This is a genomic window from Pigmentiphaga sp. MLSB6-MA01 (genome assembly GCF_058793475.1).
In genome coordinates this window covers 69,368-94,903 of sequence record NZ_JBXAFV010000018.1, presented here as the reverse complement: position 1 = coordinate 94,903, position 25,536 = coordinate 69,368, and the positions used below count along the sequence as shown (strand labels likewise).

At 66.2% G+C, this 25,536-nt stretch carries 25 protein-coding genes and 1 other RNA gene; 16 read left to right on the top strand and 10 right to left on the bottom strand.

Annotated features, from left to right (window positions below):
* A partial coding sequence (locus AC1Q6E_RS24935; RefSeq protein ID WP_492573738.1) for a tripartite tricarboxylate transporter TctB family protein occupies positions 1–417 on the top strand: 417 nt, incomplete at its 5' end.
* A 6-nt stretch (positions 418–423) separates the two neighbouring features.
* On the top strand, positions 424–1,941 hold the full coding sequence (locus AC1Q6E_RS24930; protein WP_296556578.1) for a tripartite tricarboxylate transporter permease: 1,518 nt from the start codon (positions 424–426) through the stop codon (positions 1,939–1,941).
* Between the two features lie 117 nt (positions 1,942–2,058).
* Here AC1Q6E_RS24930 and AC1Q6E_RS24925 read toward each other — a convergent pair whose 3' ends face one another.
* The 3 genes from AC1Q6E_RS24925 to cmk all read right to left on the bottom strand — a co-directional run bounded on the left by AC1Q6E_RS24925 (position 2,059) and on the right by cmk (position 5,073).
* The gene (locus AC1Q6E_RS24925) at positions 2,059–2,361 is read right to left on the bottom strand and encodes an integration host factor subunit beta (RefSeq protein ID WP_087778781.1); all 303 of its coding nucleotides are present in this window, start codon (positions 2,359–2,361) and stop codon (positions 2,059–2,061) included.
* A gap of 218 nt (positions 2,362–2,579) precedes the next feature.
* A complete protein-coding gene (rpsA, locus tag AC1Q6E_RS24920; protein WP_152795713.1) occupies positions 2,580–4,289 on the bottom strand; it encodes a 30S ribosomal protein S1 in 1,710 nt (569 codons plus the stop codon).
* Positions 4,290–4,413: 124 nt separating this feature from the next.
* A complete protein-coding gene (gene cmk / locus AC1Q6E_RS24915) occupies positions 4,414–5,073 on the bottom strand; it encodes a (d)CMP kinase (protein WP_492573737.1) in 660 nt (219 codons plus the stop codon).
* A 126-nt stretch (positions 5,074–5,199) separates the two neighbouring features.
* Between cmk and AC1Q6E_RS24910 the strand changes: the two genes are divergently transcribed.
* Positions 5,200–5,412: a DUF2061 domain-containing protein gene (locus AC1Q6E_RS24910; RefSeq protein ID WP_492573736.1), complete on the top strand. Its 213-nt coding sequence runs from the start codon at positions 5,200–5,202 to the stop codon at positions 5,410–5,412.
* Here AC1Q6E_RS24910 and aroA read toward each other — a convergent pair.
* Genes aroA through gyrA form a run of 5 tightly spaced genes read right to left on the bottom strand, consistent with a single transcriptional unit; the run spans position 5,388 to position 12,515 of the window.
* Positions 5,388–6,719, bottom strand: a complete 1,332-nt coding sequence (gene aroA / locus AC1Q6E_RS24905; RefSeq protein WP_152795707.1) for a 3-phosphoshikimate 1-carboxyvinyltransferase — start codon at positions 6,717–6,719, stop codon at positions 5,388–5,390. The genes AC1Q6E_RS24910 and aroA overlap by 25 nt on opposite strands.
* 5 nt (positions 6,720–6,724) lie before the next feature.
* Positions 6,725–7,651, bottom strand: coding sequence for a prephenate dehydrogenase (locus AC1Q6E_RS24900; RefSeq protein WP_296556574.1), 927 nt, complete (start codon positions 7,649–7,651; stop codon positions 6,725–6,727).
* A 14-nt stretch (positions 7,652–7,665) separates the two neighbouring features.
* Entirely contained in the window at positions 7,666–8,748 is a 1,083-nt protein-coding gene (gene pheA, locus AC1Q6E_RS24895) for a prephenate dehydratase (protein ID WP_152795703.1), read from the bottom strand.
* Positions 8,741–9,871 (bottom strand): 3-phosphoserine/phosphohydroxythreonine transaminase, encoded by a 1,131-nt coding sequence (serC, locus tag AC1Q6E_RS24890; protein ID WP_152795701.1) that lies wholly within the window; start codon positions 9,869–9,871, stop codon positions 8,741–8,743. Before serC ends, pheA begins: the two co-directional genes overlap by 8 nt.
* A 10-nt stretch (positions 9,872–9,881) precedes the next feature.
* Entirely contained in the window at positions 9,882–12,515 is a 2,634-nt protein-coding gene (gyrA, locus tag AC1Q6E_RS24885) for a DNA gyrase subunit A (RefSeq protein WP_152795699.1), read from the bottom strand.
* Positions 12,516–12,668: 153 nt separating this feature from the next.
* Between gyrA and AC1Q6E_RS24880 the strand changes: the two genes are divergently transcribed.
* The 5 genes from AC1Q6E_RS24880 (at position 12,669) to ssrA (ending at position 16,825) form a co-directional block, all read left to right on the top strand.
* The gene (locus tag AC1Q6E_RS24880) at positions 12,669–14,021 is read left to right on the top strand and encodes a TRZ/ATZ family hydrolase (RefSeq protein ID WP_492573735.1); all 1,353 of its coding nucleotides are present in this window, start codon (positions 12,669–12,671) and stop codon (positions 14,019–14,021) included.
* Between the two features lie 98 nt (positions 14,022–14,119).
* Complete coding sequence (gene ompA / locus AC1Q6E_RS24875) at positions 14,120–14,767, top strand: outer membrane protein OmpA (protein WP_152795695.1); 648 nt, start codon at positions 14,120–14,122, stop codon at positions 14,765–14,767.
* 168 nt (positions 14,768–14,935) lie between these two features.
* Positions 14,936–15,661: a bifunctional 2-polyprenyl-6-hydroxyphenol methylase/3-demethylubiquinol 3-O-methyltransferase UbiG gene (gene ubiG / locus AC1Q6E_RS24870; protein WP_492573734.1), complete on the top strand. Its 726-nt coding sequence runs from the start codon at positions 14,936–14,938 to the stop codon at positions 15,659–15,661.
* A complete protein-coding gene (gene gph, locus AC1Q6E_RS24865) occupies positions 15,658–16,323 on the top strand; it encodes a phosphoglycolate phosphatase (RefSeq protein WP_152795691.1) in 666 nt (221 codons plus the stop codon). The genes ubiG and gph overlap by 4 nt, the downstream gene beginning before the upstream one ends.
* A 78-nt stretch (positions 16,324–16,401) precedes the next feature.
* Positions 16,402–16,825, top strand: a transfer-messenger RNA (tmRNA) gene (gene ssrA, locus AC1Q6E_RS24860).
* 185 nt (positions 16,826–17,010) lie between these two features.
* Here the strand turns inward: ssrA and AC1Q6E_RS24855 are convergent.
* Positions 17,011–17,430: a GNAT family acetyltransferase gene (locus AC1Q6E_RS24855; RefSeq protein ID WP_152795689.1), complete on the bottom strand. Its 420-nt coding sequence runs from the start codon at positions 17,428–17,430 to the stop codon at positions 17,011–17,013.
* Positions 17,431–17,561: 131 nt separating this feature from the next.
* Between AC1Q6E_RS24855 and AC1Q6E_RS24850 the strand changes: the two genes are divergently transcribed.
* Both AC1Q6E_RS24850 and AC1Q6E_RS24845 read left to right on the top strand, forming a co-directional pair.
* Positions 17,562–17,894: a hypothetical protein gene (locus AC1Q6E_RS24850; protein WP_152795687.1), complete on the top strand. Its 333-nt coding sequence runs from the start codon at positions 17,562–17,564 to the stop codon at positions 17,892–17,894.
* A 34-nt stretch (positions 17,895–17,928) separates the two neighbouring features.
* Positions 17,929–18,276 (top strand): Rap1a/Tai family immunity protein, encoded by a 348-nt coding sequence (locus AC1Q6E_RS24845; RefSeq protein ID WP_152795685.1) that lies wholly within the window; start codon positions 17,929–17,931, stop codon positions 18,274–18,276.
* 75 nt (positions 18,277–18,351) lie between these two features.
* Here the strand turns inward: AC1Q6E_RS24845 and AC1Q6E_RS24840 are convergent, their stop codons facing one another.
* A complete protein-coding gene (locus tag AC1Q6E_RS24840; protein ID WP_492573756.1) occupies positions 18,352–19,866 on the bottom strand; it encodes an alpha/beta hydrolase in 1,515 nt (504 codons plus the stop codon).
* A 522-nt stretch (positions 19,867–20,388) separates the two neighbouring features.
* Between AC1Q6E_RS24840 and AC1Q6E_RS24835 the strand changes: the two genes are divergently transcribed.
* The 6 genes from AC1Q6E_RS24835 (at position 20,389) to ahpF (ending at position 25,520) form a co-directional block, all read left to right on the top strand.
* Positions 20,389–21,267 carry a pirin family protein gene (locus AC1Q6E_RS24835; protein ID WP_152795681.1) on the top strand — a complete coding sequence of 293 codons (879 nt, stop codon included), beginning with the start codon at positions 20,389–20,391 and terminating at the stop codon, positions 21,265–21,267.
* A 12-nt stretch (positions 21,268–21,279) separates the two neighbouring features.
* A complete protein-coding gene (locus tag AC1Q6E_RS24830; protein WP_152795679.1) occupies positions 21,280–21,657 on the top strand; it encodes a DUF488 domain-containing protein in 378 nt (125 codons plus the stop codon).
* Complete coding sequence (ogt, locus tag AC1Q6E_RS24825; RefSeq protein WP_296556559.1) at positions 21,654–22,208, top strand: methylated-DNA--[protein]-cysteine S-methyltransferase; 555 nt, start codon at positions 21,654–21,656, stop codon at positions 22,206–22,208. Before AC1Q6E_RS24830 ends, ogt begins: the two co-directional genes overlap by 4 nt.
* 89 nt (positions 22,209–22,297) lie before the next feature.
* Entirely contained in the window at positions 22,298–23,008 is a 711-nt protein-coding gene (locus AC1Q6E_RS24820) for a glutathione S-transferase family protein (protein WP_152795675.1), read from the top strand.
* A 251-nt stretch (positions 23,009–23,259) separates the two neighbouring features.
* On the top strand, positions 23,260–23,823 hold the full coding sequence (gene ahpC / locus AC1Q6E_RS24815) for an alkyl hydroperoxide reductase subunit C (RefSeq protein WP_152795673.1): 564 nt from the start codon (positions 23,260–23,262) through the stop codon (positions 23,821–23,823).
* A gap of 107 nt (positions 23,824–23,930) precedes the next feature.
* On the top strand, positions 23,931–25,520 hold the full coding sequence (gene ahpF, locus AC1Q6E_RS24810; RefSeq protein WP_152795671.1) for an alkyl hydroperoxide reductase subunit F: 1,590 nt from the start codon (positions 23,931–23,933) through the stop codon (positions 25,518–25,520).
* The last annotated feature ends 16 nt before the right edge of the window (positions 25,521–25,536 follow it).

The window sequence follows — 25,536 nt, the reverse complement described above, 5'->3', positions numbered from 1 at the left end:
CCCCCCTCCCCCCCCCCCCCCCCCGCCAGCCGGTACGACATGGGCACGCTGGCCTATATGGGCCCCGGCTACTTCCCGTTCATCCTGGGCATGCTGCTGGCAGCCATCGGCGCCTGGATCGTCCTGCGCGCCGTGCTGATCCGGGGCGTGCGCGTCAGGCTCGCGTCCTGGAACCTGCGCTCGCTGTCCTGGATGGTTGGATCGGTCGTCATGTTCGGTCTCGCGCTGCAGCCGCTGGGGCTCGTCATCGCCCTGGTGCTCCTGGTCATACTGGCCAGCCTGGCCAGCCACGAGTTCACCTGGAAGACCACGCTCATCAATGCGGCGGTCATGGTGGTGCTCAATGTCGGCGGTTTCGTCTACGGGCTCTCCATTCCCTTCCCCGTGCTGCCGCAGATCGCTGCCTTCCAACTGTAGGGTTTCATGGATCTATTCGACAATCTGGCGCTGGGATTCGCCACCGCCCTGACATGGCAGAACGTCGGCTACGCGCTGCTTGGCTGCCTGATTGGAACATTCATCGGGCTGCTGCCGGGCCTGGGGCCGATCTCGACCGTCGCCATGCTGCTTCCCATCACCTATAGCCTGCCCCCGGCAGGAGCCTTGATCCTGCTGGCCAGCATCTACTACGGCGCGCAATACGGCGGATCGACGACCGCCATCCTGCTAAAACTTCCAGGGGAATCCTCCTCGGCCGTCACCATGATCGATGGCCATGCCATGGCCAGGCAGGGACGCGCGGGTGTTGCGCTTGCCACGGCAGCCATCGGTTCGTTCATCGCAGGCAGCTTCGGCGTCCTGCTGCTCGCCACGGTGGCCGAGCCACTGACGGAGGTCGCCTTCCTGTTCGGGCCCGCCGAATATTTCTCGCTGATGGTGCTTGGCCTGGTCGGTTCCATTGCCCTGTCCTCGGACACCATCGACAAGTCGCTGGGCCTGATGGTGCTGGGCCTGCTGTTCAGCCTGGTCGGCACGGACATCAATTCCGGCGAATACCGTTTCACCGGACAGATTTCCGACCTTTACGATGGCATCGAGTTGACCGCCCTTGCCATGGGCGTCTTCGGCGTAGCGGAAATCGCCATCAACCTGGAGCAATACAACCGTGAACGCAACAGGAATGCGACGCTGGCCAACGTCACGCAATTGATTCCAGGGAAAAAAGATATCCGCCGCATGCTTCCCGCCATTGCGCGGGGCACGGCCATTGGCTCGCTGCTTGGCGCGCTGCCCGGCGCGGGCGTGACCATGGCATCTTTCGCCGGCTACGCGCTGGAAAAAAAAGCGTCCCGCTACAAAGATGAACTGGGACAGGGCGCCATCGAAGGCGTGGCCGGCCCCGAGTCCGCCAACAATGCCGCGGCGCAGACCAATTTCATTTCGCTGCTGACGCTGGGCATCCCAGGCAGCGCCATCATGGCCCTGCTGCTGGGCGCCATGATCATCCAGGACATACAGCCAGGCCCCCAGGTCATTTCCAACCACCCCGCGGTTTTCTGGGGCCTGATCGCCTCCATGTGGATCGGCAACCTGATGCTGGTCGTGCTGAATCTTCCCATGGTCGGCATCTGGGTCAAGATGCTGCGCGTGCCGTACCGCATCCTGTTCCCCGTCATCCTGGTTTTCTGCTCGGTCGGCGCCTTCACGGTGCGGGCCTCGGTATTCGACATCTACCTGCTGGGCGCGTTCGGCATACTCGGCTACGTGCTCATCAAGCTGTCGGTCTCGCCTGTCCCCCTGCTGATGGGCATGGTGCTGGGACCGATGCTGGAAAACAGCTTCAGGCGCGCATTGATGGTGTCCCAGGGCGACCTGTCCATCATCTACTCACGCCCGCTTTCTCTTGGCTTGCTGATCGCCGCGGGACTGCTGATCGTGATATCGGCCTACCCTTCCGTGGTCAAGAAACGAAAGACCGTGCTGGCGGAAGAGCCCATATGAAAAACGCCCCCGCGCTTGCCACTTCGCGGCGGCGCTACCCCCCAAGATGAAAAAACCCCGGCAGTCTGGGACTGTCGGGGTTATCGGGCTTGCCTGCGGCCGGGGAGGCCGGCCCGGTCAGTTCCCGGAGGGCTCTTGCACCGGGGCGTCGACCCGCTCGCGCAACTCCTTGCCTGCCTTGAAGTGCGGAACCCGCTTTTCGGGAACCAGCACCTTTTCGCCAGACTTGGGATTGCGCCCGATACGCGGCGGACGCCTGGACAACGAAAAACTGCCGAAACCACGGATCTCGATGCGCTGCCCCTCCGAGAGGGATTGGGCCATCGCATCGAGGATGGTCTTGACGGCGTAGTCAGCGTCCTTGGCGACCAGTTGCGGATACCGGGCCGCCAGTCGTGCGATCAACTCGGACTTCGTCATTGAGTTCATGAAACCTCTTAGAACGCCGTACCGGACAACCTGGCAAACCCTCCCCGGGGCACAGCGGATCCGGCTCCGCCGGTCCGCCAGTGCCGCCCCCTACGGGGCCCGGCGCCGGGCCGCCCCAAGGCGGGCCCCGGCCCCCCTCGGGGGGCTGCCGCGTAGCGGCTGGGGGCTCACCATACGGGGCGCGCGTCAGCGCGCAGGGGATGGGCCTATCACCCGTTCTCGCGCTGGTCCAGCTTGGCCTTCAGCAGGGCGCCCAGGTTGGTCGTACCCGACGAAGCGCTGGCATCGGACATGCGCTGGATGGCATCGGCCGTCTCGGCGCTGTCCTTGGCCTTGATCGAGAGCTGGATCGAACGCGTCTTGCGGTCGATGTTCAGGATCATGGCGTCGATGTTGTCGCCGGCCTTCAGCACCGTGGTGGCGTCTTCCACGCGGCCCGTAGAAATCTCGGAAGCGCGCAGATAGCCTTCGACGTCGACCGACAGGGTCACGACCGCGCCCTTGGCCTCGACCGACTTCACGGTGCCCTGGACGACGGCGCCCTTGTCATGGGTAGCCACGAAGTTGTTGAACGGATCGCCTTCCAGCTGCTTGATGCCCAGCGAGATGCGTTCCTTCTCGGTGTCGATGCCCAGCACCACGGCCTCGACCTCGTCGCCCTTCTTGAAGTTGCGCACGGCTTCTTCGCCGGTTTCGCTCCAGGACAGGTCGGACAGGTGCACCAGGCCGTCGATGCCACCGGGCAGGCCGACGAACACGCCGAAGTCGGTGATCGACTTGATGGCGCCGCGGACCTTGTCGCCACGCTTGTGGTTGATCGAGAACTCTTCCCACGGGTTGGGACGGCACTGCTTCATGCCCAGCGAGATGCGGCGACGGTCTTCGTCGATCTCGAGCACCATGACTTCCACTTCGTCGCCCAGGGTGACAACCTTCTTGGGATCGACGTTCTTGTTGGTCCAGTCCATTTCGGACACGTGGACCAGGCCCTCGATGCCGGCTTCGACTTCGACGAACGCGCCGTAGTCGGTCAGGTTGGTGACCTTGCCGAACAGGCGGGTGCCTTGCGGATAGCGGCGAGCCAGGCCCACCCACGGGTCTTCGCCCAGTTGCTTGACGCCCAGCGAGACGCGGTTCTTTTCCTGGTCGAACTTGAGGACCTTGGCCTGGATTTCCTGGCCGACGGACAGGACTTCCGAGGGGTGGCGCACACGGCGCCACGCCAGGTCGGTGATGTGCAGCAGGCCGTCGATGCCGCCGAGGTCGACGAACGCACCGTAGTCGGTGATGTTCTTGACGACGCCGTTGACGATCGCGCCTTCGTGCAGGGTCTCGAGCAGCTTCTGGCGCTCTTCGCCCATGTTGGCCTCGAGCACGGCGCGGCGCGACAGCACGACGTTGTTGCGCTTGCGATCGAGCTTGATGACCTTGAATTCGAGGGTCTTGCCTTCGTACGGGGTGGTGTCCTTGACGGGACGCAGGTCGACCAGCGAACCCGGCAGGAAGGCACGGATCGCGTTGGTCATGACGGTCAGGCCACCCTTGACCTTGCCGGTGATGGTACCGGTGACGAGGTCGCCGGATTCCAGGGCCTTCTCGAGCTGCAGCCAGGCAGCCAGGCGCTTGGCGCGGTCGCGCGACAGCACGGTGTCGCCGTAGCCGTTTTCGAGCGCGTCGATGGCCACCGAGACGAAATCGCCTTCGGAGACTTCGAGCTCGCCCTTGTCGTCGAGGAATTCCTCGAGCGGAATCAAGGCCTCGGACTTCAGGCCGGCATTGACCACGACGAAGTTATGGTCGATGCGCACCACCTCGGCGGTGATGACTTCGCCAGACTTCATTTCCTGGCGCTTGATGCTTTCTTCGAACAGGGCGGCAAAGCTTTCTTCGCCGGCAGGGGCTTGGGAAACCGAAGACATTGTTGAGTGTTACCGGGTTACGCACCTCATGGGGGCGGCCGAGACATTCGACCTGACACCACACCAATCGGTGGAGTTGCAATACCTCATTGCTGAGGGCCTGTACTGCTTGCTGCGACTGCGATCAGGAACGCGATGCGCCCGAGCGCTCGCCCCACCAGCTCATTACCTGTTCGACCGTCTGGTCGATGGTGAGATGGGAGGAATCGAGCACCAGGGCGTCGTGGGCGGCGGCCAAGGGCGCATTCACCCGTTGCGTATCGCGCGCATCGCGCGCTTCCAGATCGCGCAAAAGGGTTAAGAGGTTAGCCGAAAACCCCTTTTCGATCAACTGTTTATAGCGCCGCTGGGCTCTCGCCTCGGCGCTGGCAACCAGGAATATCTTGAGGTCGGCATCCGGAAAAACAACCGTCCCCATGTCCCGGCCATCGGCCACCAGCCCCGGCGCGCACCGGAACGCGCGCTGGCGGTCGAGCAGCGCGGCCCGGACCGGCGCCAGCGCCGCCACCTGCGAAGCCAGGTTCCCGACTTCCTCGCGGCGGATGTCGGCGGTGACGTCGCGCCCGTCCATGGAGACGCCATCGGCGACGAAGCGTACGTCCAGGGCGGCCGCCGCGGCCGCCGCGCCCTGGGCGTCGTCCGCGGCGATGCCCCGCTCAAGGCAGGCCAGCGCGGTCAGGCGGTACAACGCTCCGCTATCCAGCAGGTGCCAGCCCAATCGGGCCGCCACCCGCGCCGCGATGGTGCCCTTGCCCGAGGCCGTCGGCCCGTCGATGGCAATCATGGGAACACGGGGACCATTCATTCAGGAAACCTATCGTTTTCATCGAATCGATCAATTGGCGCCAATCCACGGACAGGCGCAAAATTCGATAACGATTCTCATTACTAATCAATAAGGAAGACGGCGATGGCCAAGACCCTAGCCTTCGGTGGCCTGCACGTCGTGACCTCGTTCAGCGTCACCTACATTATTACCGGCAGCGTGGCGCTGAGCGGCGCGGTGACCTTCATCGAACCGGCCGTCAACACGGTGGTGCATTACTTCTTCGACAGGTTCTGGGACCGGGGCCGGCACGCCGGCGACACGCCCCGGACTCAAGCCCCCACCAGCCCCGCGTAGACATCGAAATACGTGGGGAAAGTCTTGCTCACGCAGCCGGGATCCAGAATGCGCACCCCCACGGGACCGAACGCGGCAAGCGAGAAGCACATGGCCATGCGATGGTCGTCCCAGGTCCCGATCTCGGCCGGCGTCCAGGTGGCGGGAGGCGTCACGGTCAGGCTGTCCGGCGTGGCCGCCACGGTCGCCCCCAGCTTGGCCAGCTCGGTCTGCATCGCGTGGATGCGGTCCGTTTCCTTGACCCGCCAGCTCGCGATGTTGCGCAGGCGGCACGGCCCGTCCGCATACAGGGCCAGCACCGCGGCCGTCATGGCGGCATCCGGGATCAGGTTGAAATCGGCGTCGAAGGCCTTCAGGCGGCCGCCATCGGCCACCTTGACGCCCCGCGTCTCTATCCAGTCCGGCCCCATCTCGACTTCGGCGCCCATCGCCGCCAGCGTATCGGCGAACGCCACGTCGCCCTGGATGCTGTCGCGGCCGACGCCCGTCACACGGACCGGCCCGCCGCCTATCGCGCCCAGGGCCAGGAAATACGACGCCGACGAAGCATCGCCCTCGACCGGCATGTGGCCGGGCGACCGGTAGGCCGCCTGGGCGGGCACGGTGAAGCGCAGCCAGCCGTCGCGCTCGACCGTCACGCCGAAGCGGCGCATCAGGTTCAGCGTCATCTCGACGTAAGGCTTGGAAATCAGTTCGCCCTCGACCTCGACCACGAAAGACCGGCCGGTGGCCTGGGTGGCCAGCGGGGCCGCCAGCAGGAGCGCCGTGAGGAACTGGCTGGAAACCGATCCATTGACCCTGACCGGCCGGGACAGGTCCGGTTCACCCCAGCCGATGGACAACGGCGGATAGCCCTCGCGCCCCTGGTAGGCCACGCGCGCGCCCAGCCCGCGCAGCGCATCCACCAGGTCGCCGATGGGCCGTTCGTGCATGCGCGGCACGCCATGCAACACGTAGAGGCCGCCCATCATCGCCAGGGCCGCGGTCAGCGGCCGGATGGCCGTGCCCGCGTTGCCCATGAACAGGTCGGCCTGGCCGACCGGAAAACGCCGCGCGCCCTCGACCAGGACTTCGTCGGGGCGCTGGCCCGCCGTGACCGTTATTCCCAACTTGCGCAGCGCGGCCAGCATGACCTGGGTATCGTCCGAATCCAGCAAGCCGGTCAGGCGGGTCGTGCCCTCGGCCAGCGCGGACAGCAGCAGCACGCGATTCGAAATGCTCTTGGAACCCGGCAAATCGATGGCGCCCCGCGCGTGTCGCGCCGGGGCCAGGTCGAGATACGGCGGATGGCGGGGGGAATCGGTCATGGCGGTCATTCGTTCGTATCGGGGGAAGGCTGCCCCGCGCGCCAGGCGCGCCGGGACGTCGACACAGCCTCCAGCATGGCTTGCAGGCCCGCCGCATCGCCCTGGCGCATGGCCTGCTCGAAAGCATCCAGGGCCCGCCGCACCGCGGCGGTCTCCTGCATCATGGCATCGCGGTTCGCCAGGAAGATGTCGCGCCACATATCGGGCGAACCACCGGCGATCCGGGTGAAGTCGCGGAATCCGCTGCCGGCCAGGTCAAGCCGCAGGCCCGCATCGGCGGCACCCAGGACCTGGGTCATATAGGCGAAGGCCAGCAGGTGCGGCACATGGCTGACCGACGCCAGCACGGTGTCGTGCTCGTCCGGGCGCATGGTCCGGATCTCGGCGCCGCAAGTCGACCACGCCTGCTCGACCAGCCTGACGGCCGCGGGCGGATTCTCGTCCAGCGGAGTCAGGATGACCGTGCGGCCCCGGTACAGATCGGGAAAGGCGGCGGCCGGCCCGCTCTGCTCGCTGCCGGCGATGGGATGGCCCGGCACGAACTGGCCGATGCGGCCGCCCAGCGCCTCGCGCGCGGCGCGCACCACGTCCGCCTTGGTGCTGCCCGCGTCGGTCACGATGGTATCCGGCCCCAGGTACGGCGCCAGGCCCTCCAGCGTCGAGCGCGTCGCGCCCACCGGCACGGCCATCAGGACCAGGTCGGCGCGCGCGGCCTCTTCCAGCGACACCGCACGCTCGATCAGGCCGAGCTTGCGCGCCTGTTCGAGCGATGCCGCCTGGCGGCCGACGCCCCAGACCTCGCCGACCTGCCCTGCCCGCCGCAGCGCGGCGGCGAACGAACCGCCGATCAGCCCCACGCCCACGACCGCGAGCACCGGCACCAGCGGACGCGGGGAACCGGCGGTTCTCCGCGCCGAATCCGGATGCGACATGGGCACGTCTCCGCTCAAGCCGATACCGGGTACGACCCCAGCACCTTGAAAAAGGCCACGCGCGCCTGGAGCGCCACCAGGGCCTTGGCCACCTTGGGATCCTGGCGATGGCCTTCGATGTCGACGTAGAAATAGTATTCCCACTGGCCCGTGCGGGCCGGACGGGACTCGAACCGGGTCATCGACACGCCGTTCTCGGCCAGCGGGGCCAGCATCCGGTAGACCGCGCCCGCTTCGTTGGGCACGGCCAGGATCAGGCTGGTCTTGTCGCGGCCCGACGGCGTGGTCTCGAGATGGCCGATGGCCAGGAAACGGGTGCGGTTGTGCGGATCGTCCTGGATGCCCGACGCGACGATCTTGAGCCCCCAGCGCTGCGCCGCCTGCTCGCTGGCGATGGCCGCGACGGCCGGGTCCTCGGACGCCAGGCGGGCCGCCTCGGCATTGCTCGCCGCCGAGGCGCGGGCCAGTTCGGGGTGATGATCGGACAGCCATCCCTGGCACTGCGCCAGCGATTGCGGATGCGAACGGACGATGCTTACGCCATCCAGCGTGCCGCTCTGGGTCATCAGGCATTGCACCACGGCCACCGAGCGTTCGCCCAGGACCTTCACCGGCGAGGACAGGAGCAGGTCCAGCGTGCGGTTGACGGCGCCTTCGTTGGAGTTTTCCAGCGGGACGATGCCGAAGTCCGCGCGGCGGGTCTCCACCGAACGGAAGACTTCATCGATCGTGCCGCACGAAATCGCGTCGACCGCATGGCCGAAATGCGCCAGCACGGCCAGCTCGGAATACGTTCCCTGGGGTCCGAGATAAGCCACGCGGGCGGGCTGCTCCAGCGCCCGGCACGCCGACATGATCTCGGTCCAGATGGCCGACAGCGCCTGGCCCGGCAGCGGACCGCCGTTGAGGTCCTGCAGCCGCCGGATGACCTGGGCCTCGCGCTCGGGCCGGAACACGGCGCCGGCATGGTGCTCCTTGGCCATCCCCACCGCCTGCGCCGTGCGCGCGCGCTCGGACAGAAGCTCGAGCACCTGTGCGTCGATGGCGTCGATGCGCTCGCGCAGCGGCGTCAGCTTCTTTTGCAGATCGTCATCCATGGCTGCGCTCGAAATCCTTCATGAAGTCGACCAGGGCGCGCACGCCCTCGATGGACATGGCGTTGTAGATGGACGCGCGCATGCCGCCCACGCTCTTGTGCCCCTTGAGCTGCAACAGCTGCGCGGCTTCGGCCGCCTGCAGGAACGGCGCGTTCAGCGCGTCGTCGCGCAGCATGAACGGCACGTTCATGCGCGACCGGACCGGCCGGTGCACCGGATTGCGGTAGAACGCGGTGCTGTCGAGATAGTCATAGAGCAGCCCGGCCTTGGCCACGTTGGCCGCCTCCATGGCCGCCACGCCGCCCCGCTGCTTGAGCCACTTGAACACCAGCCCGGCGATGTAGATCGCGTAGGTGGGCGGCGTGTTGAAGCGCGAGCGCTCCTTGGCGACGATGGTGTAGTCGAACGCCGACGGGCAGATGGGCAGCGCCTGGCCGAGCAGGTCCTTGCGGACGATGACGATGGTCAGGCCGGCCGGCCCGATGTTCTTCTGCGCGCCGGCATAGATCAGTCCCGCCCGGCTCACGTCCATGGGCCGAGACAGGATGTGCGAGGACGCATCCACGGTCAGCGCGGCCTCGGGCGCGCCCAGCGCGGCCAGGTCCGGCCAGTCCATGAACTCGACGCCGCCTATGGTCTCGTTGCTGCACAGGTGGACGTAGCTCGCCTGCGGACGCACCCGCCAGGACGCGGGATCCGGCATGTAGGTCCACGGACCTTGCTGCGCGCCATCCACGACGGCGGACTGTTCGGACGTGGCGGCCACCGCCACGTCGCCGTAGCGCCGGGCTTCGGCGCAGGACTTGACCGACCACGACCCGCTGACCACGTAGTCGGCAGCATGCGCCTCGCGGCGGCCGATCAGGTTCATCGGAGCAATGGCGTTCTCGCCCAGGCCCCCGCCCTGCAGGAACAGCACGGCATAGCCGTCAGGCACCGAGAGCAGTTCGCGCAGGTCGGCCTCGGCCTCGTCGCAAATCTGCTCGAAGTGCTTGCCGCGATGGCTCATCTCCATCACGGACATGCCGCTGCCGTGCCAATCCAGCATCTCGGCCGCCGCCTGCTGCAGCACGGCCTCGGGAAGTACGGCCGGACCGGCCGAGAAGTTGTAGGGTCGATTCATGGCAGCCGCCTTATTCGGCCTCGCTGGAAGACGGGGCCTCGGGCTCGGCGTCGGTGCCGTTGCCTTCAGGCTCCTCGGTATCGGACTCGACCACGCGCTGCACACCCGACAGATGCGTGCCCTCGTCGACGTTGATGAGCGTGACGCCCTGCGTGGCCCGGCCCATTTCGCGGATCTCGCTGACGCGCGTGCGCACCAGCACGCCGCCGGTGGTGATCAGCATGATCTCGTCGGCGGGATCCACCAGCACGGCGCCCACGACCTTGCCGTTGCGCTCGGAGGTCTGGATGGCGATCATGCCCTTGGTGCCCCGGCCATGGCGGGTGTATTCGCCGATGGGCGTGCGCTTGCCATAGCCGTGCTCGGTCGCGGTCAGCACGCTCTGCGTCTCGTTCTCGGCCACCAGCAGCGAAATCACCGTGTGCGACTCTTCCAGCATCATGCCGCGCACGCCGCGGGCGGTGCGGCCCATGGGACGCACGTCGTTCTCGTCGAAGCGCACGGCCTTGCCGGCATCGGAGAACAGCATCACGTCATGCGTGCCGTCGGTCAGCGAGGCGCCGATCAGGTAGTCGCCTTCGTCCAGGTCCACCGCGATGATCCCGGCCTTGCGCGGGTTGGAGAACTCGGACAGCGGCGTTTTCTTGACCGTGCCCTTGGCGGTGGCCATGAAGATGTAGTGGTCTTCGCTGTACGCCTTGACGGTCAGCACCACCGTGACCTTCTCGCCATCCGACAGCGGGAACATGTTGACGATGGGCCGGCCACGCGAATTGCGGGTGCCCTGCGGCACTTCCCAGACCTTCAGCCAGTACACCCGGCCGCGGTTGCTGAAGCACAGGATGGAGTCGTGCGTATTGGCGATGAAGAGCTGGTCGATCCAGTCGTCTTCCTTCGTGGCCGTGGCCTGCTTGCCCCGTCCGCCACGCTTCTGCGCCCGGTACTCGGACAGCGGCTGGCTCTTGATGTAGCCCGAATGGGACAACGTCACCACCATGTCGGTGGGCGTGATGAGGTCCTCGGTGTCCAGCTCGGTCGCGTTCAGCTCGATCTGCGAACGGCGGATGTCCTTCGTGTCGGTGCCGAACTCGGCCTTGATGGCCGACAGTTCGTCGCCGATGATGACCGTCACGCGCTCGGGCTTGGCCAGGATGTCGAGCAGGTCGGCGATGGTGGCCATCACGTCCTTGTACTCGCCCACGATCTTGTCCTGCTCCAGGCCGGTCAGGCGCTGCAGGCGCATGTTCAGGATTTCCTGGGCCTGCGTATCGCTCAGGCGATACAGGCCGTCGCCCTGCATGCCGTAGTCCTCCGGCAGGCCCTCGGGACGGTAGGCGCCGCGGCCGCCGGCCGTGTCGGCCTCGGCGCGCGTCAGCATCTCGCGCACCAGCGAGGAGTCCCACGTGCGGGCCATCAGCTCCTGGCGGGCGATGGGCGGCGTCGGCGCCGCCTTGATGATGGCGATGAAGTCGTCGATATTGGCCAGCGCCACCGCCAGGCCTTCGAGCACGTGCCCGCGCTCGCGCGCCTTGCGCAGCTGGAACACGGTGCGGCGGGTCACGACCTCGCGCCGGTGCGCGAGGAAATACTCCACCATCAGCTTCAGGTTCAGCAGGCGCGGCTGGCCTTCCACCAGCGCCACCAGGTTCATCCCGAAGGTGTCCTGCAGCTGGGTATTCTTGTAGAGGTTGTTGAGCACGACCTCCGGCACTTCGCCGCGCTTGAGTTCGATCACGACGCGCATGCCGTCCTTGTCGGACTCGTCGCGGATATCGGAGATGCCCTCGATCTTCTTTTCGTTGACCAGCTCGGCGATGCGCTCGAGCAGCGAACGCTTGTTGACCTGGTACGGGATCTCGTCGACCACGATGGCCTGGCGGCCGCCTTTCTCGACGTCCTCGAAATGGGTCTTGGCCCGCATCACCACGCGCCCGCGGCCGGTGCGATAGCCTTCGCGCACGCCGGACATGCCGTAGATGATGCCGCCCGTGGGAAAGTCCGGCGCCGGGATGATCTCGATCAGTTCATCCACCGTGCACTCGGGATTGCGCAGGCAGTACAGGCAGCCGTCGACGACCTCGGCCAGGTTGTGCGGGGGGATGTTGGTGGCCATGCCCACGGCGATGCCCGAGCTGCCGTTGACCAGCAGGTTGGGCAGGCGGGCAGGCAGCAGCAGCGGCTCTTTCTCGCTGCCGTCGTAGTTGGGCCCGAAGTCCACCGTTTCCTGGTCGATGTCGGCCAGCAGTTCGTGCGCGATCTTGGCCAGGCGGATTTCGGTGTAGCGCATGGCTGCCGCGCCGTCGCCGTCGACCGAGCCGAAGTTGCCCTGCCCGTCGACCAGCATGTAGCGCAGCGAGAAGGGCTGCGCCATGCGCACGATGGTGTCGTAGACCGCCTGGTCGCCGTGCGGGTGGTACTTACCGATGACATCGCCGACGATACGGGCCGATTTCTTGTACGCCCGGTTCCAGTCGTTGTTGAGTTCGTGCATCGCGAACAGCACGCGCCGGTGCACGGGCTTCAGACCGTCCCTCACGTCGGGAAGCGCGCGGCCGACGATCACGCTCATCGCGTAATCCAGGTAGCTGCGGCGCATTTCCTCTTCAAGAGAGATCGGTAGTGTTTCCTTGGCGAAGGAATCCATGGGCAAGCTGCTTCAAGAGGTGTTGTCGCATCCCGCTCGCAAGGCTATTTCGCGAGGGCAAAACGGCTTGCGAACGAACGGCGGGCGAAGCTTGGGAGTTTATCACCCCGGCCTGGCGTTATGCTTAGGGCCCGCCCGCCACCCGACTCGTCCATGGCCCCGACCACCCTGCTGCTTCCCGACTGGCTGATCCCCATCGAACCCGGCCAGCTGGTCCTGGCCGGCCACGGCATCGCCGTGCGCGACGGCAGGATCGCCGACATCGCCCCGCACGACGCGCTGCGAGGCCGCCACCCCGGCGCCGCCGAACGGCCCCTGCCCGGCTGCGCCCTGCTGCCCGGCTTCGTCAACCTGCACACCCACGCGGCCATGAGCCTGCTGCGCGGCGCCGGCGACGACCTGCCGCTCATGACCTGGCTGCGCGAGCGCATCTGGCCCCTCGAGCGCAAGCTGATGTCGGCCGACTTCGTCTACGACGGCAGCGTCCTCGCCTTTTCCGAGATGCTGACCGGTGGCACCACCTGCTGCGCCGACATGTACTTCCACCCCGACGAGATCGCCCGCGCCGCCCTGGCGGTGGGAATCCGCGCGGCGGTGGGCGGCACGGTATTCGAGATCCCCGGCGCCCTGCCCGCCGAACAGTTGCTCGCCCAGGCCCTGGCGGCCCACGAGTGGCACCGCGGCGAAGCGGGGCTGCGCTTCATGCTGGCCCCCCACGCCCCCTACACCGTGGGCGACGACATGCTGCGCCGCCTGGCCGCGATGGCCGAGGAGGCCGACCTGGGCATCACCATCCACCTGCACGAGACCCGCGAGGAAGTGCAGGAAGCGCTGGCCATGCACGGCATGCGGCCCACCGAACGCCTGGCGCACCTGGGGCTGCTTTCCCCCCGGCTGGTGGCCGTCCACGGCGTCCACCTGGACACGGACGACATCGCGCTCCTGGCCGCCCACGGCGTCAGCCTGGCCCATTGCCCGGCCTCCAACCTCAAGCTGGCCAGCGGCTTCGCGCCCACGGCCCGGCTGCTCGAGGCCGGCGTCAACCTCGGCATCGGCACCGACGGTGCCGCCAGCAACAACCGCCTCGACATGCTGTCGGAACTTCGCCTGGCGGCCCTGCTGGCCAAAGGCGCCAGCGGCGATGCGCGGGCGCTGCCCGCGCACCAGGCCCTGCATGCGGCCACCCTGGGCGGCGCGAAGGCCCTGGGATGGGACGGCGAGATCGGCTCGATCGCGGTGGGCAAGTACGCGGACCTGGTGGCGATCCGGCTCGATTCCGCCCGGCTGGCGCCGGTATTCGACCCGGTTTCCCACGTGGTCTACGCGGCGGGAAGAGAGGATGTGGACGAAGTCTGGGTGAATGGCCAGTCAGTTGCGAAAAAGCTACAACTCACCAATTCAGCGTCAAAAATCAATCTCGAAAGGATAATGTCGCGGATATCGCAGTGGCGCCTTCGTGCAACGGGTGTGATTTCTGGCACAAACACTTACTTATCCCAGGAGTGAGTGGCATGGGACAACAACCGCAATGCTATACTGGGCATGTATATCCATGTTGCGGCGGGGGTTCGCTGCGAGTTTCATTTCAAGCTAAGAGGAGAAACATGAACAAACGCTCCAAAGTTGGAATCTCTCTGGCGCTCGCCTTCGCTGCCGTGACGGCCTCGGGCGTGGCCTCTGCTCAAACCGCTAAGGTCAACGACAACTGGCAATCCGCGTTCGGCGTGCAAGTCAAAAGCGCTGACGGCCTGTGCTGGCGCAATGGGTTCTGGACCCCCGCCACCGCCGATCCGTCCTGCGATGGCGCGCTGAAGGTCGCTGCTCCCGCCGTTGCTCCGCCTCCTGCGCCGGCTCCTGCCCCCGCTCCGGCGCCGGCTCCCGTACCGGTTCCGGTCAGCCAGAAGGTCACCTACTCGGCCGACGCCTTCTTCGACTTCGACAAGTCCGTCGTCAAGCCCGAAGCCAAGGTCAAGCTGGACGAGCTGGTCAACCAGATCCGCGGCATCAACCTTGAAGTCGTGATCGCCGTCGGCCACACCGACTCGATCGGCACCGACGCCTACAACCAGCGCCTGTCGGTCCGTCGTGCCGAAGCCGTCAAGGCCTATCTGGTCAGCAAGGGCATCGAAGCCAACCGCGTCTACACCGAAGGCAAGGGCAAGAAGCAGCCCATCGCCGACAACAAGACCGCCGCCGGCCGCGCCAAGAACCGCCGCGTGGAAGTCGAAGTCGTGGGTACGCGCAACAAGTAAATCCACTGCCTGACAGCTGGATTCCGGCGGTATCCTTCGGGGTACCGCCGGCTGAAACCCCGCCTTGCGGGGTTTGTTTTTTTGTCGCCAGGCTGTGCCCCCTCTCGGGGCAGCGCGGCCGCTCAGCGGCAAGCAAGGGGCATTTTTTGCCGTCACATGGAGCCCGTCATGACGACCACCGCCCAGGAACCCCGGCCCGTCAACGCCGATGCGGCCGAACTGGCCAAGTTCAGCGCCCTGGCCTCGCGCTGGTGGGACCCTGAAAGCGAATTCAAGCCGCTGCACGCCATCAACCCCCTGCGCCTGGAGTGGATCAGCCAGATGGCGGGCGGACTGGGCAACAAGTCCGTGCTGGACGTCGGATGCGGCGGCGGCATACTCGCCGAAAGCATGGCGGCGCGCGGAGCAACGGTCACCGGCATCGACCTGGCCGAAAAATCGCTGAAAGTCGCGAAACTGCACAGCCTGGAAAGCGGCGTGAAAGTGGAATACCGCAATATCAGCGTGGAACAGCTTGCCGCCGATCAGCCCGCCGCTTTCGATATCGTGACCTGCATGGAATTACTGGAACACGTGCCGGATCCGGAATCGGTGATTCATGCCTGCGCCGCGCTGGTCAAACCCGGCGGCCATGTCTTTTTCTCGACGCTGAATCGCAATTTGAAATCGTTTACCTTCGCCATCCTGGGCGCCGAATACATATTGGGGCTGGTGCCGCGGGGTACGCACAGCTACGACCACTTCATCCGTCCCAGCGAACTGCTGAGCGCAGCCCGGCACGCCGGCCTGGAAGCGGCCGCCATCAAGGGACTGGAATACAACCCCTTGACGAAAATCTACAAACTGAGTGGCGACAGCAGCGTCAATTACATGGTGGCCACGATACGCTCATGAAACCGCTGGTTCTTTTCGATTTCGACGGCACCCTGGCCGATACCGCCCCCGACCTGGCGGCGGCGGCCAATCAGCAACGCCTGCGCCGCGGCCTGCCCGCCCTGCCCTATGAACAACTGCGCCCCATGGCCTCGCATGGCGCGCGCGGCCTGCTGGGCGTGGCCCTGGGGCTCACGCCCGACTCCCCCGAATACGAGGCGTGCAAGCAGCAGTTCCTGGATGACTACGCGGCCAACATCGCCGTGCACACCGTTCTTTTCCCCGGCGTGGAAGACCTGCTGGCCAACCTCGTCCAGGAAGGCTGGACATGGGGCATCGTCACCAACAAGGTCACCCGGTTCACCACGCCGCTGGTGCGCCACCTGGCGCTCGAACAGCATAGTGCCGTGGTCGTCTGCGGCGACACCACCGCCCATTCGAAACCGCACCCCGAGCCGCTGCTGCACGCCGCGCGGGAAGTCGGCGTGGCGCCGCAGTCCTGCCTTTACGTGGGCGACGACCAGCGCGACATCGTCGCCGGCAAGGCGGCGGGCATGAAGACCATCGCGACCGCCTATGGCTATTGCGGCGACGGCGTGCCGGTGGAAGCCTGGGGAGCGGACACGGTCGTGGCCTCGGTCCCGGACCTGCTGCCCGCGATACGGCGCCTGCGGCCGGCCTGAAGGTCGCGGCGGGAGCGCTGACGGCCCTCCCCTTGAAAACCCGCTGCCTTGCCGCCATATGGGATACAATCCTTCCAAGGGGCCGTACCGGTTTCGACGGGGGTCACGAAGCAGCACAGGGCATGTCGAGCACCAGTAAGCTCGTTAAACCACTGGAACGCAAATAAACGCCACTAACGACGAGCGTTTCGAACTCGCCGCTTAAGCGGTGAGCCGCTGCACCGATCTGTCCTTGGGTCGGGCAGAGGAGAGGCAACTTTCCTAAGGATCCCTGTCTAGGGCCATAACCCCCGAAGCAGCCGATCTTGAACTGCAGCAGCGTCATTTACAAGGAATCGGTATGAACTGGGGTCACACGGTTCATGCTTAAACTACGTGAATCGCTGTGTGCCGGCCTGTCGATTGGCTAAGTACACGGTTAAATCCAAATAAACCGACTACACATGTAGAACTGTCTGTAGAGGGCTTTCGGACGCGGGTTCAATTCCCGCCGGCTCCACCAACTCCCCTGACAAACCCCGTGGATTTCCCGTCCACGGGGTTTTTCTTTTCCGCGCCGGCCCGTGTTCGACGCCAGATTGCAAAGAATCAAAAACAATTCCTCGCGCAATGGAAACGTGTTCACACCCGGTTCGCCGGTTTTTGGGAGGATTGTCGTGATAATAGCCATCGGGCGGGCATTGGCCGTCACAGATCGGGAATCAGCCGCTTGCCCAGACTGACCGCCTCATCCTGCGCATACCCCAGGGATCGATAGAAATCGACTACCGCCCCGTTCGCGGTGCGCACAAGCAGGTTGATCTTCGGGCAGCCCCGCTCGACCAGGAGCTGTTCGGCGTGGGCCATCAGCCGCCTGCCATGGCCGCGCCGCTGATGATCGGGGCGCACCGCCAGGTAGTACACCCAGCCCCGATGCCCGTCGAACCCCACCATGGCCGAGGCGACCGGCTCGCCCGCGGACTCTCCGACCAGGAACAGCTCGGGCTGCACGGCCAGTTTGCGCTGGATATCCTTGCGGGGGTCGTTCCAGGGGCGGATCAGGCCGCAGGCCTGCCACAAAGCGAGCATGGCCGCTTCATCGGCGGCCCGGTATGAACGGATGAACATGGTTTTCCAAGGCAATCGACGGGGACGACGTCCCCATGGAAGACTCATATACTATCCGGCATGCCAAGGCGGGCCGCGACGCGGCGGCCTCCAGGCCTCCCGTTCCAGGATCGCGACTACCCCTTGCAGCCATGACGCTACTCCCGAGACTCGCCCTGATCGCCGCCGGCCTGTTCGCCGCCCACAATGCCATCGCCGCCTGCGCGCCACGCAGCAACGATGAATTGAAAGCCATGAGCAACGACGACCTGAAGGCAGACTACTGCGACGCCCGCGCGCAGTCGGTCATCCAGGCCCCCGCTCCGGCGCCCTTGCTTGCGCCGCTGCCTGGCTCGCCGAGCGCTCCCCCACCCGTCGCCGCGCCCGCCGGCAACGCCTGCCTGACCGCCACGGCGCAGCTCGTGCGTGTCATGGAAGCGCGCAAGATCGACGTCGACAAGGTCCGCGAAAGCTGCGGCAAATGACCCATTCCCCCGAATCCGCGCTCCCAGGATCGCCATGAAACGCTTCGCCCCCCTGCTGTCCCTGGCCGCCCTGGCGGCCCAGCCTGCTTTCGCCGCCGAACCCTGGACCGGCGCCTTCTGGAACGAACAATGCGCCCCGGGCGCCAGCGGCGAGGCTTCGCTGGGCTGTTCCGCCTTCGTGATGGGCGCGATCGACGGCATGCGCGTCCAATCCATGGCCACCAAGACCCCGCTGCCGTTCTGTGCCCCGGGCAACGTATCCACCGGGCGCACGGTCGAACTCTTCCAGCAGCGGCTGGCCAGCCGGCCGCAGGATCATGGACTGCCTGCCGTGGTGATCCTGGTGAACGCGCTGGGGGAAGCCTTTCCCTGCAAGCCCTAGATATCGCGGGGGCGAAAAAAAACCGCCTGGGCAAAAGCCAGGCGGCTGGGACGGTCGCAGGCCGCGCCCCGCTGCCTAGAACCTCGCGCCAGAGGCGGAAATCGCGTCCAGGCGCGTGCGCAGGGCCTCGCGTGCCTGGGCGGCCGCGTCCGTCTCGGCAACGCCGGTCTTGGCCATGCGAACGGCCAGGGTCGGTCCCTCGTAGGGCAGCGGCGGCGCCACGCACGTGCTGCTGCGCCCCGGCACCACGCCGTTGGCGAAATAGGCACCGATCGTCGCATCCACGCAGGCATCGCTTTCCGGTACCACGCCATGCGAGTAAGAGCCAGTGACCAGGACCAGGTGCGCCTGCGGCAGCGCATCGAAGGAGCGGCGGGCGCCTTCGGTCGCGGTCTGAGCATCGAACTCGGTCTGCAGCATCAGGATGGGCGCCGACGCTCCGGCGCGCGACACCGGCGGCTTGGAAACCGAAGGCCCGCCCCAGGTCGCGCACAGGCTGCGGGTGACCGAACCGCCCTCGTAGGGATAGCTGGCCGCCATCTCGTTGCCCAATCTCACCCAGTATTGCGGGTCGGCGCTCGTGGCGGCCGTGTCGTTGCACACCACGGTGTTGAACACGGAGTTGAACGTGCCGAACTCGACCGGCGCGGCCGTCGGCTCGTAGGCTTGGAGATACGGCTGGAGCATGGCCTGGGCCAGCCCCCGTATCTCGATATCGTCGCCGAAGGAGTCCGGCACGAACTCGTACTCCATCAATTTCGCGTCCAGCACCGAGAAATCGCGGATGCTGGCGGGGTTGTCGATCAGGACCTGGTTCATGCCGCGCGCGGCGGCGACGAGCTGCGCGCCCTTGGCGACGCGGTTGGTCTTGCTGAGGATCGAGTGCAGATTCGCCTGCTGGCCGAACGCCACCCGCATGGGCTCGGGCAACGCGCGATAGACCTTCGCGATGTCGGCCGCGTTGGTGCCTATCCCGAAACGGTCCGGATGGCGGGCCGCGAAGGGCGCAATGAACTCGTCCAGGACGCGCTGCATGGCCATGGGCTGCATCACGACGTTGACGTCGATGTTGCCGGTGACATCCATCGAGCTGTCCAGCACCATGCGCCCGACCCGTTCGGGGAACAGGGACGCATACCAGGCACCCAGCCAGGTTCCGTAGGAAATGCCGACGTAGTTGAACTTGGCGTCGCCGAGCAGTCCGCGGATCAGGTCCATGTCGCGGACCGTGGCGTCGGTGTTGATGTACTTGACCAGCGGATTGCGCAGGCAGGCGTCGCCCAGCGCATTGGCATTGAAAAGCATGGCCGCGACATTGGCCTCGCTGCGGTCCGAACTATGGTGCTCGGGCCTGAGCAGCCCGCTCGTGCCGCAGTACATGCGGCTGCTGGCGCCGACCCCGCGCGGCGAGAAGCCGATCATGTCGTAGCGCTGGGCGATCGTGCGCAACTGCTGTCCCGTCGTGGTGGACTCGCTGGCGCCGCCCCACAGCGCCGCCAGGTTCAACGACCAGGCCAGGCCGTCGCCGCCGGGGCCGCCCGGATTGATCAGGATCGAGCCCAGCCGCTGCGACCGCTCGCCCGCCGCCACGCGGGAGACGGCCACGACGGCGTCGCCTTTCCCGGGGTTCGAGTAGTCGAGCGGTACGCGTACGGTCGCGCAGCTCAGGCGGTCCTTCAGGGTGAAATAAGCGGGAGATTCGCCGCCCAGGGTTTCGGGATCGCAGGCCCGCCAATTGACGACCTGGTCACGGTACGGCTGCAGGGGATCGACCGGCGGCGGCACGGCCCCATCGCCGCCACAGGCCGCCAGCGCGGCCAGCACTACCGCCGCGAGGCCCCCGGCAATGCCACGGACCGGCAATGCGTTGCCAATGCCTCGCCATTCTGAGAAATCACGAACTCGAATCAATTCGATACCCCCCGTTGCTGATTTATCAATTTGTTGCATTTATTATCGACGGGCACGAAAGGAAGAGCAAGCGCACGGCCGTGACAGACGAAGTGCCCGCCAACCCTGTCCCGCTTTGCCCCGGCAGCCGACTTGGGTCTATGCTGGAAAGCCCTGGAGACGCGACCAGAGCACAGGCGCCTCCTTCCAAAGGAGACCGATATGTCCACGCTCCCGGCAGCCACCTCCGAGACGGTCAGCCACCCCCGCGACATCGAACGCATCGTCGCCGGCCGGGCCACGTCCGACGGGGCCGGCGTCAAGCTCACCCGGGTCATCGACCAGCACCTGCAGCGCCGCCTGGATCCGTTCCTGATGCTGGACGCATTCGGCACCGACAACCCCGATGACTACATCGCCGGCTTTCCGGATCACCCGCACCGCGGCTTCGAGACCATCACCTACATGATCGCGGGCCGCATGCGACACCGGGACAGCGCCGGCCACGAAGGCCTGCTGGAAAACGGCGGCGTGCAATGGATGACCGCGGGCCGAGGGGTGATCCACTCCGAACTCCCGCAGCAGGACCAGGGCGTCATGGAGGGCTTCCAGCTGTGGCTGAACCTGCCCGCGCGCGACAAGATGTCGGCGCCGTGGTACCGCGACTTCCAGGCCGCGGACCTGCCCCGCGCCACGACCGCCTCCGGCGTCGAGGCGACGGTCATCGCCGGGCGCAGCCATGGCGTCGAAGGCGCGGTGGCCCGGCCGGCGACCGAGCCGTATTACCTCGACGTGCACCTGCCGGCGCAAACGCAGTTTGCGCAGCGCCTGCCCGCCGGCCACAATGCCTTCGTCTATGTGTATCGCGGCAGCGTCGTGATCGGCGCCACCTCGGTCGAGGCCGGCCGCATGGCCATCCTGGCCAACGCCCCCGACACGGACGGCGTCGTCCTGGCCGCGCACGGCGGGCCGGCCCGCGCGCTGCTGATCGCGGGGCATCCGCTGCGCGAACCCATCGCGCAATACGGACCGTTCGTCATGAACGACCAGCAGGAAATTTTCCAGGCGCTGAGCGATTTCCGCGACGGGCGCCTGGCTTGAAAGGCATGGACGATGAAACCTGACATCGAATTGCACCGGGTCTATGACCATGCGGCCGTCGCGGCGGGCCGCTACCGGGTCCTGGTGGACCGGCTGTGGCCTCGCGGGATCCGCCGCGAGGACCTGGTCTACGACGCCTGGCCCAAAGACCTCGCGCCCAGCCCCGAGCTGCGGCGCTGGTTCGGCCACCTGCCCGAACGCTGGGCCGAATTCCACCTGCGCTACGCGGCCGAGCTCAAGGGCGATGCGCAGCGGCAGGGACTGGCGGACCTGCTGCGCGACGCCGGGGATCACCCGATCACCTTGCTGTATGGCGCGAAGGATCCCGATCACAATCATGCAATCGTGCTGCGCGAGGCGCTGTTGCGAACCGCCCGCCATCCCTCATGACCCCCCTGACCCTTCTTGTGGAATACCGCCCCACGCCCGTGGGGCAGATGCTCATCCTGACTGACGAGGACGGCCGCCTGCGCGCGGTCGACTGGGAAGATTACCAGCCTCGCATGCACGAACTGCTGGGACACCATTACGGCAGGCAGGGCTACGCGCTGCGCGAGCGCGGCTCGCCCAGCGAGGCACGGCGGCAGTTGGAGGCCTACATGGGGGGCGAGTTGCCGGCCATCGACGGCCTGGAAGTCGCCACCGCCGGCACCGCCTTCCAACGCGACGTCTGGCGCGAACTCCGGCGCATTCCCGTGGGGCAGACCATCAGCTATTCCGAACTCGCCCGGCGCATCGGCCGGCCCAAGGCAGTCCGCGCGGTCGGACTGGCCAACGGCGCGAATCCCGTCAGCATCGTGGTCCCCTGCCATCGTGTCATCGGCGCCAACGCCAGCCTGACCGGCTACGGCGGCGGGCTGCACCGGAAGATCTGGCTGCTCGAACACGAAGGCGTACGGCTGGCATCGCGCGAGGGCCGCCGCCAGCCGGGCTTGTTCTAGGGCCCTCGGCAGGGTCGTGGCGAAGCTCCCGGCATCGGGATGAAAGGTATAGTTGTCGCTCGTCCCGCTACCAATCCGAGACCCGACCGATGGCCAGACTCCTGTACGACCTTGCCGGCGCCAACCCCGACTTCCGCTTCAGCCCCTATTGCTGGCGCGCGCGGCTGGCGCTGGCGCACAAGGGCCTGGAGGTGGAAACCGTGCCGTGGCGCTTCACGGAGAAGGACAAGCTCGCGTTCTCGGGGCAGGGCCGCGTGCCCGTGCTGGTCGACGGTGAGCAGGTGGTATCCGACTCCTGGCAGATCGCGCTGTATCTCGAAGCGGCCTATCCCGATGCGCCCTCGCTGTTCGGCGGACCGCAGGCGCAGGCCCTGGCCAGATTCGTCAACAGCTGGGCCGACTCCGTGCAACTGCCCGGTCTCACGCGCCTGGTGCTGGTCGATATCCCCGCCGCGCTGCACGAAGGCGACCTGTCCTACTTCCACGCCAGCCGCGAGCAACGCATGGGCATGCCGCTGTCCGCGGTCTGCGCCGACCGCGATACCCGCGTCGAGGAATTCCGGGCGGGCCTGATGCCGCTGCGGCTGGTGCTCAAGGCCCAGCCTTTCCTGTGCGGCGACGCTCCGGCCTACGCCGACTACATCGTTTTCGGCGGCTTCCAGTGGGCCCGCTGCGTCAGCGATTTTCCCGTCCTGGCGGAAGGCGACGTCGTCGCCCAATGGCTCGAGCGCATGCTGGAGGCCACCGGCCCGGCGGCCCGGCACATGCCGTTCCTGCGTCTCCCCGCCAGGCACGGCTAACTGCGACATCGCTTGTAAGCGGGCGGTTCGGCCCCATATCCTGTTCCAGCTGGCGCCGGCCGGGGGCGGCGGGGGAAACGTCACGCAAGCCAGGTGCCTCCCCTGTTCGACATGTTCCTGAAGCATCCATCCCCTACGATGATCGATAGCATTTTACGATCAACTGCATTGAATCAATCAATTTGATCAATTAACCAGTGACGTATACCATTCATATACGTCTTTTCAACCCAGCAAGAGAGGAAACCGCAATGTCTCTAGTCAATACTCAGGTCAAGCCGTTCAAAGCGACTGCCCTCAAGGAAGGCAAGTTCGTCGAAGTCACCGACCAGACCCTGAAGGGCAAGTGGGCCGTGGTGGTGTTCTATCCGGCCGACTTCACCTTCGTGTGCCCGACCGAGCTGGAAGACCTGGCCGACAACTACGCCGAATTCCAGAAACTGGGCGTCGAGGTGTACTCGGTCTCGACCGACACCCATTTCTCGCACAAGGCTTGGCACGACACCTCGCCCGCCATCGGCAAGATCAAGTACACGATGATCGGCGACCCCACCTGGCAAGTCACCCAGAACTTCGAAGTCCTGCGTGAAGGCCAGGGCCTGGCCGACCGCGGCACCTTCATCATCGACCCGCAAGGCGTGATCCAGGCCGTCGAAGTGACCGCCGAAGGCATCGGCCGCGACGCCAAGGAACTGCTGCGCAAGGTCAAGGCCGCCATCTACGTGGCCAACCACCCGGGCGAAGTCTGCCCCGCCAAGTGGAAGGAAGGCGAGAAGACGCTGGCTCCTTCGCTGGACCTGGTCGGCAAGATCTAATCAGCACGCAGCGGCAGTAGCAGAAACAAAAGCAGTACCGCCCGGGGCGCCACAAGCGGCCCGGGCGCCATCCGAGAACACAAGATACGGAGCAAAGGGAGCGATATATGCTGGACGCCAATCTCAAGACCCAGTTGCAGGCCTACCTGGAAAAAATCACGCAGCCGATCGAGATCGTCGCGTCCCTCGACGACGGCGACAAGTCTCGCGAGCTCGCTGAACTCCTGAAGGAAATCGCCGGCCTGTCGGAACGCATCACGCTGATCGAGCGACGCGACGACGACGAGCGCAAGCCCTCCTTCACCATCAACCGTCCCGGCGAAAACATCGGCATCCGCTTTGCCGCCATTCCCCTGGGCCATGAATTCACGTCGCTGGTCCTGGCCCTGCTCCAGGTCGGCGGCCACCCGATCAAGCTCGATGCCGACGTGATCGAGCAGATCAAGAACCTGGATGGCGACTTCTCGTTCGAGACCTATGTGTCGCTGTCCTGCCAGAACTGCCCCGAGGTCGTCCAGGCGCTGAACGTGATGTCGCTGCTGAACCCGCGCATCCGCCAGGTCACGATCGACGGCGCGCTGTTCGAGGACGAAGTCGAGAAGCGCCAGGTCATGGCCGTGCCCACGGTCTACCTGAACGGCGAAGTGTTCGGCCAGGGGCGCATGAGCGTCGAGGAGTTCCTCGCCAAGCTCGACAGCAATGCCGGCCAGCGCGACGCCGAAAAGCTCAATGCGCGCGAACCGTACGACGTGCTGATCGTCGGCGGCGGCCCCGCGGGCGCCGCCGCGGCCATTTACGCCGCGCGCAAGGGCATCCGTACCGGCGTCGTGGCCGAGCGCTTCGGCGGCCAGGTCCTGGACACGCTGGCGATCGAGAACTTCATCTCCGTCAAGGAGACCGAAGGACCCAAGTTCGCGACCGCGCTGGAAGAACACGTCAAGGCCTACGACGTGGACATCATGAACGTGCAGCGCGCCGAGGCCCTGGTGCCGGGCGCGAAGCTGATCGAGGTCAAGCTGGCCAACGGCGGCGTGCTCAAGGGCCGCTCCGTCATCCTGGCCACCGGCGCCCGCTGGCGGGAAGTGAACGTGCCGGGCGAACGCCAGTACCGCAACCAAGGCGTGGCGTACTGCCCGCACTGCGATGGCCCACTGTTCAAGGGCAAGCGCGTGTCCGTCATCGGCGGCGGCAACTCGGGCGTGGAAGCGGCGATCGACCTGGCGGGCTTGGTCGAGCACGTGACCCTGCTTGAATTCGCCCCCGAACTGCGCGCCGATGCCGTGCTGCAGCGCAAGCTCAACAGCCTGCCCAACGTCACGGTCATCACCCAGGCGCAGACTACCGAGATCACCGGCGACGGCAAGAAGGTGAACGGCCTGAAGTACAAGGACCGGCAGTCGGGCGAAGAGCGCCACATCGAACTCGAAGGCGTCTTCGTGCAGATCGGGCTGGTGCCCAATACCGAATGGCTCAAGGGCACGCTGGCGCTGAGCAAGCACGGGGAAATCGAGGTCGATGCCAAGGGCCGGACCTCGGTGCCCGGCGTGTTCGCCGCGGGCGACGTGACGACCGTGCCGTACAAGCAGATCATCATCGCCGCGGGCGACGGTGCGAAGGCCGCGCTCAGCGCCTTCGACCATCTGATCCGTTCGTCGGTGGAAGCCGAGGAGCCGGAAACGGTTGCAGTCTCCGCCTGAGTCCGTTGCTGGGTTG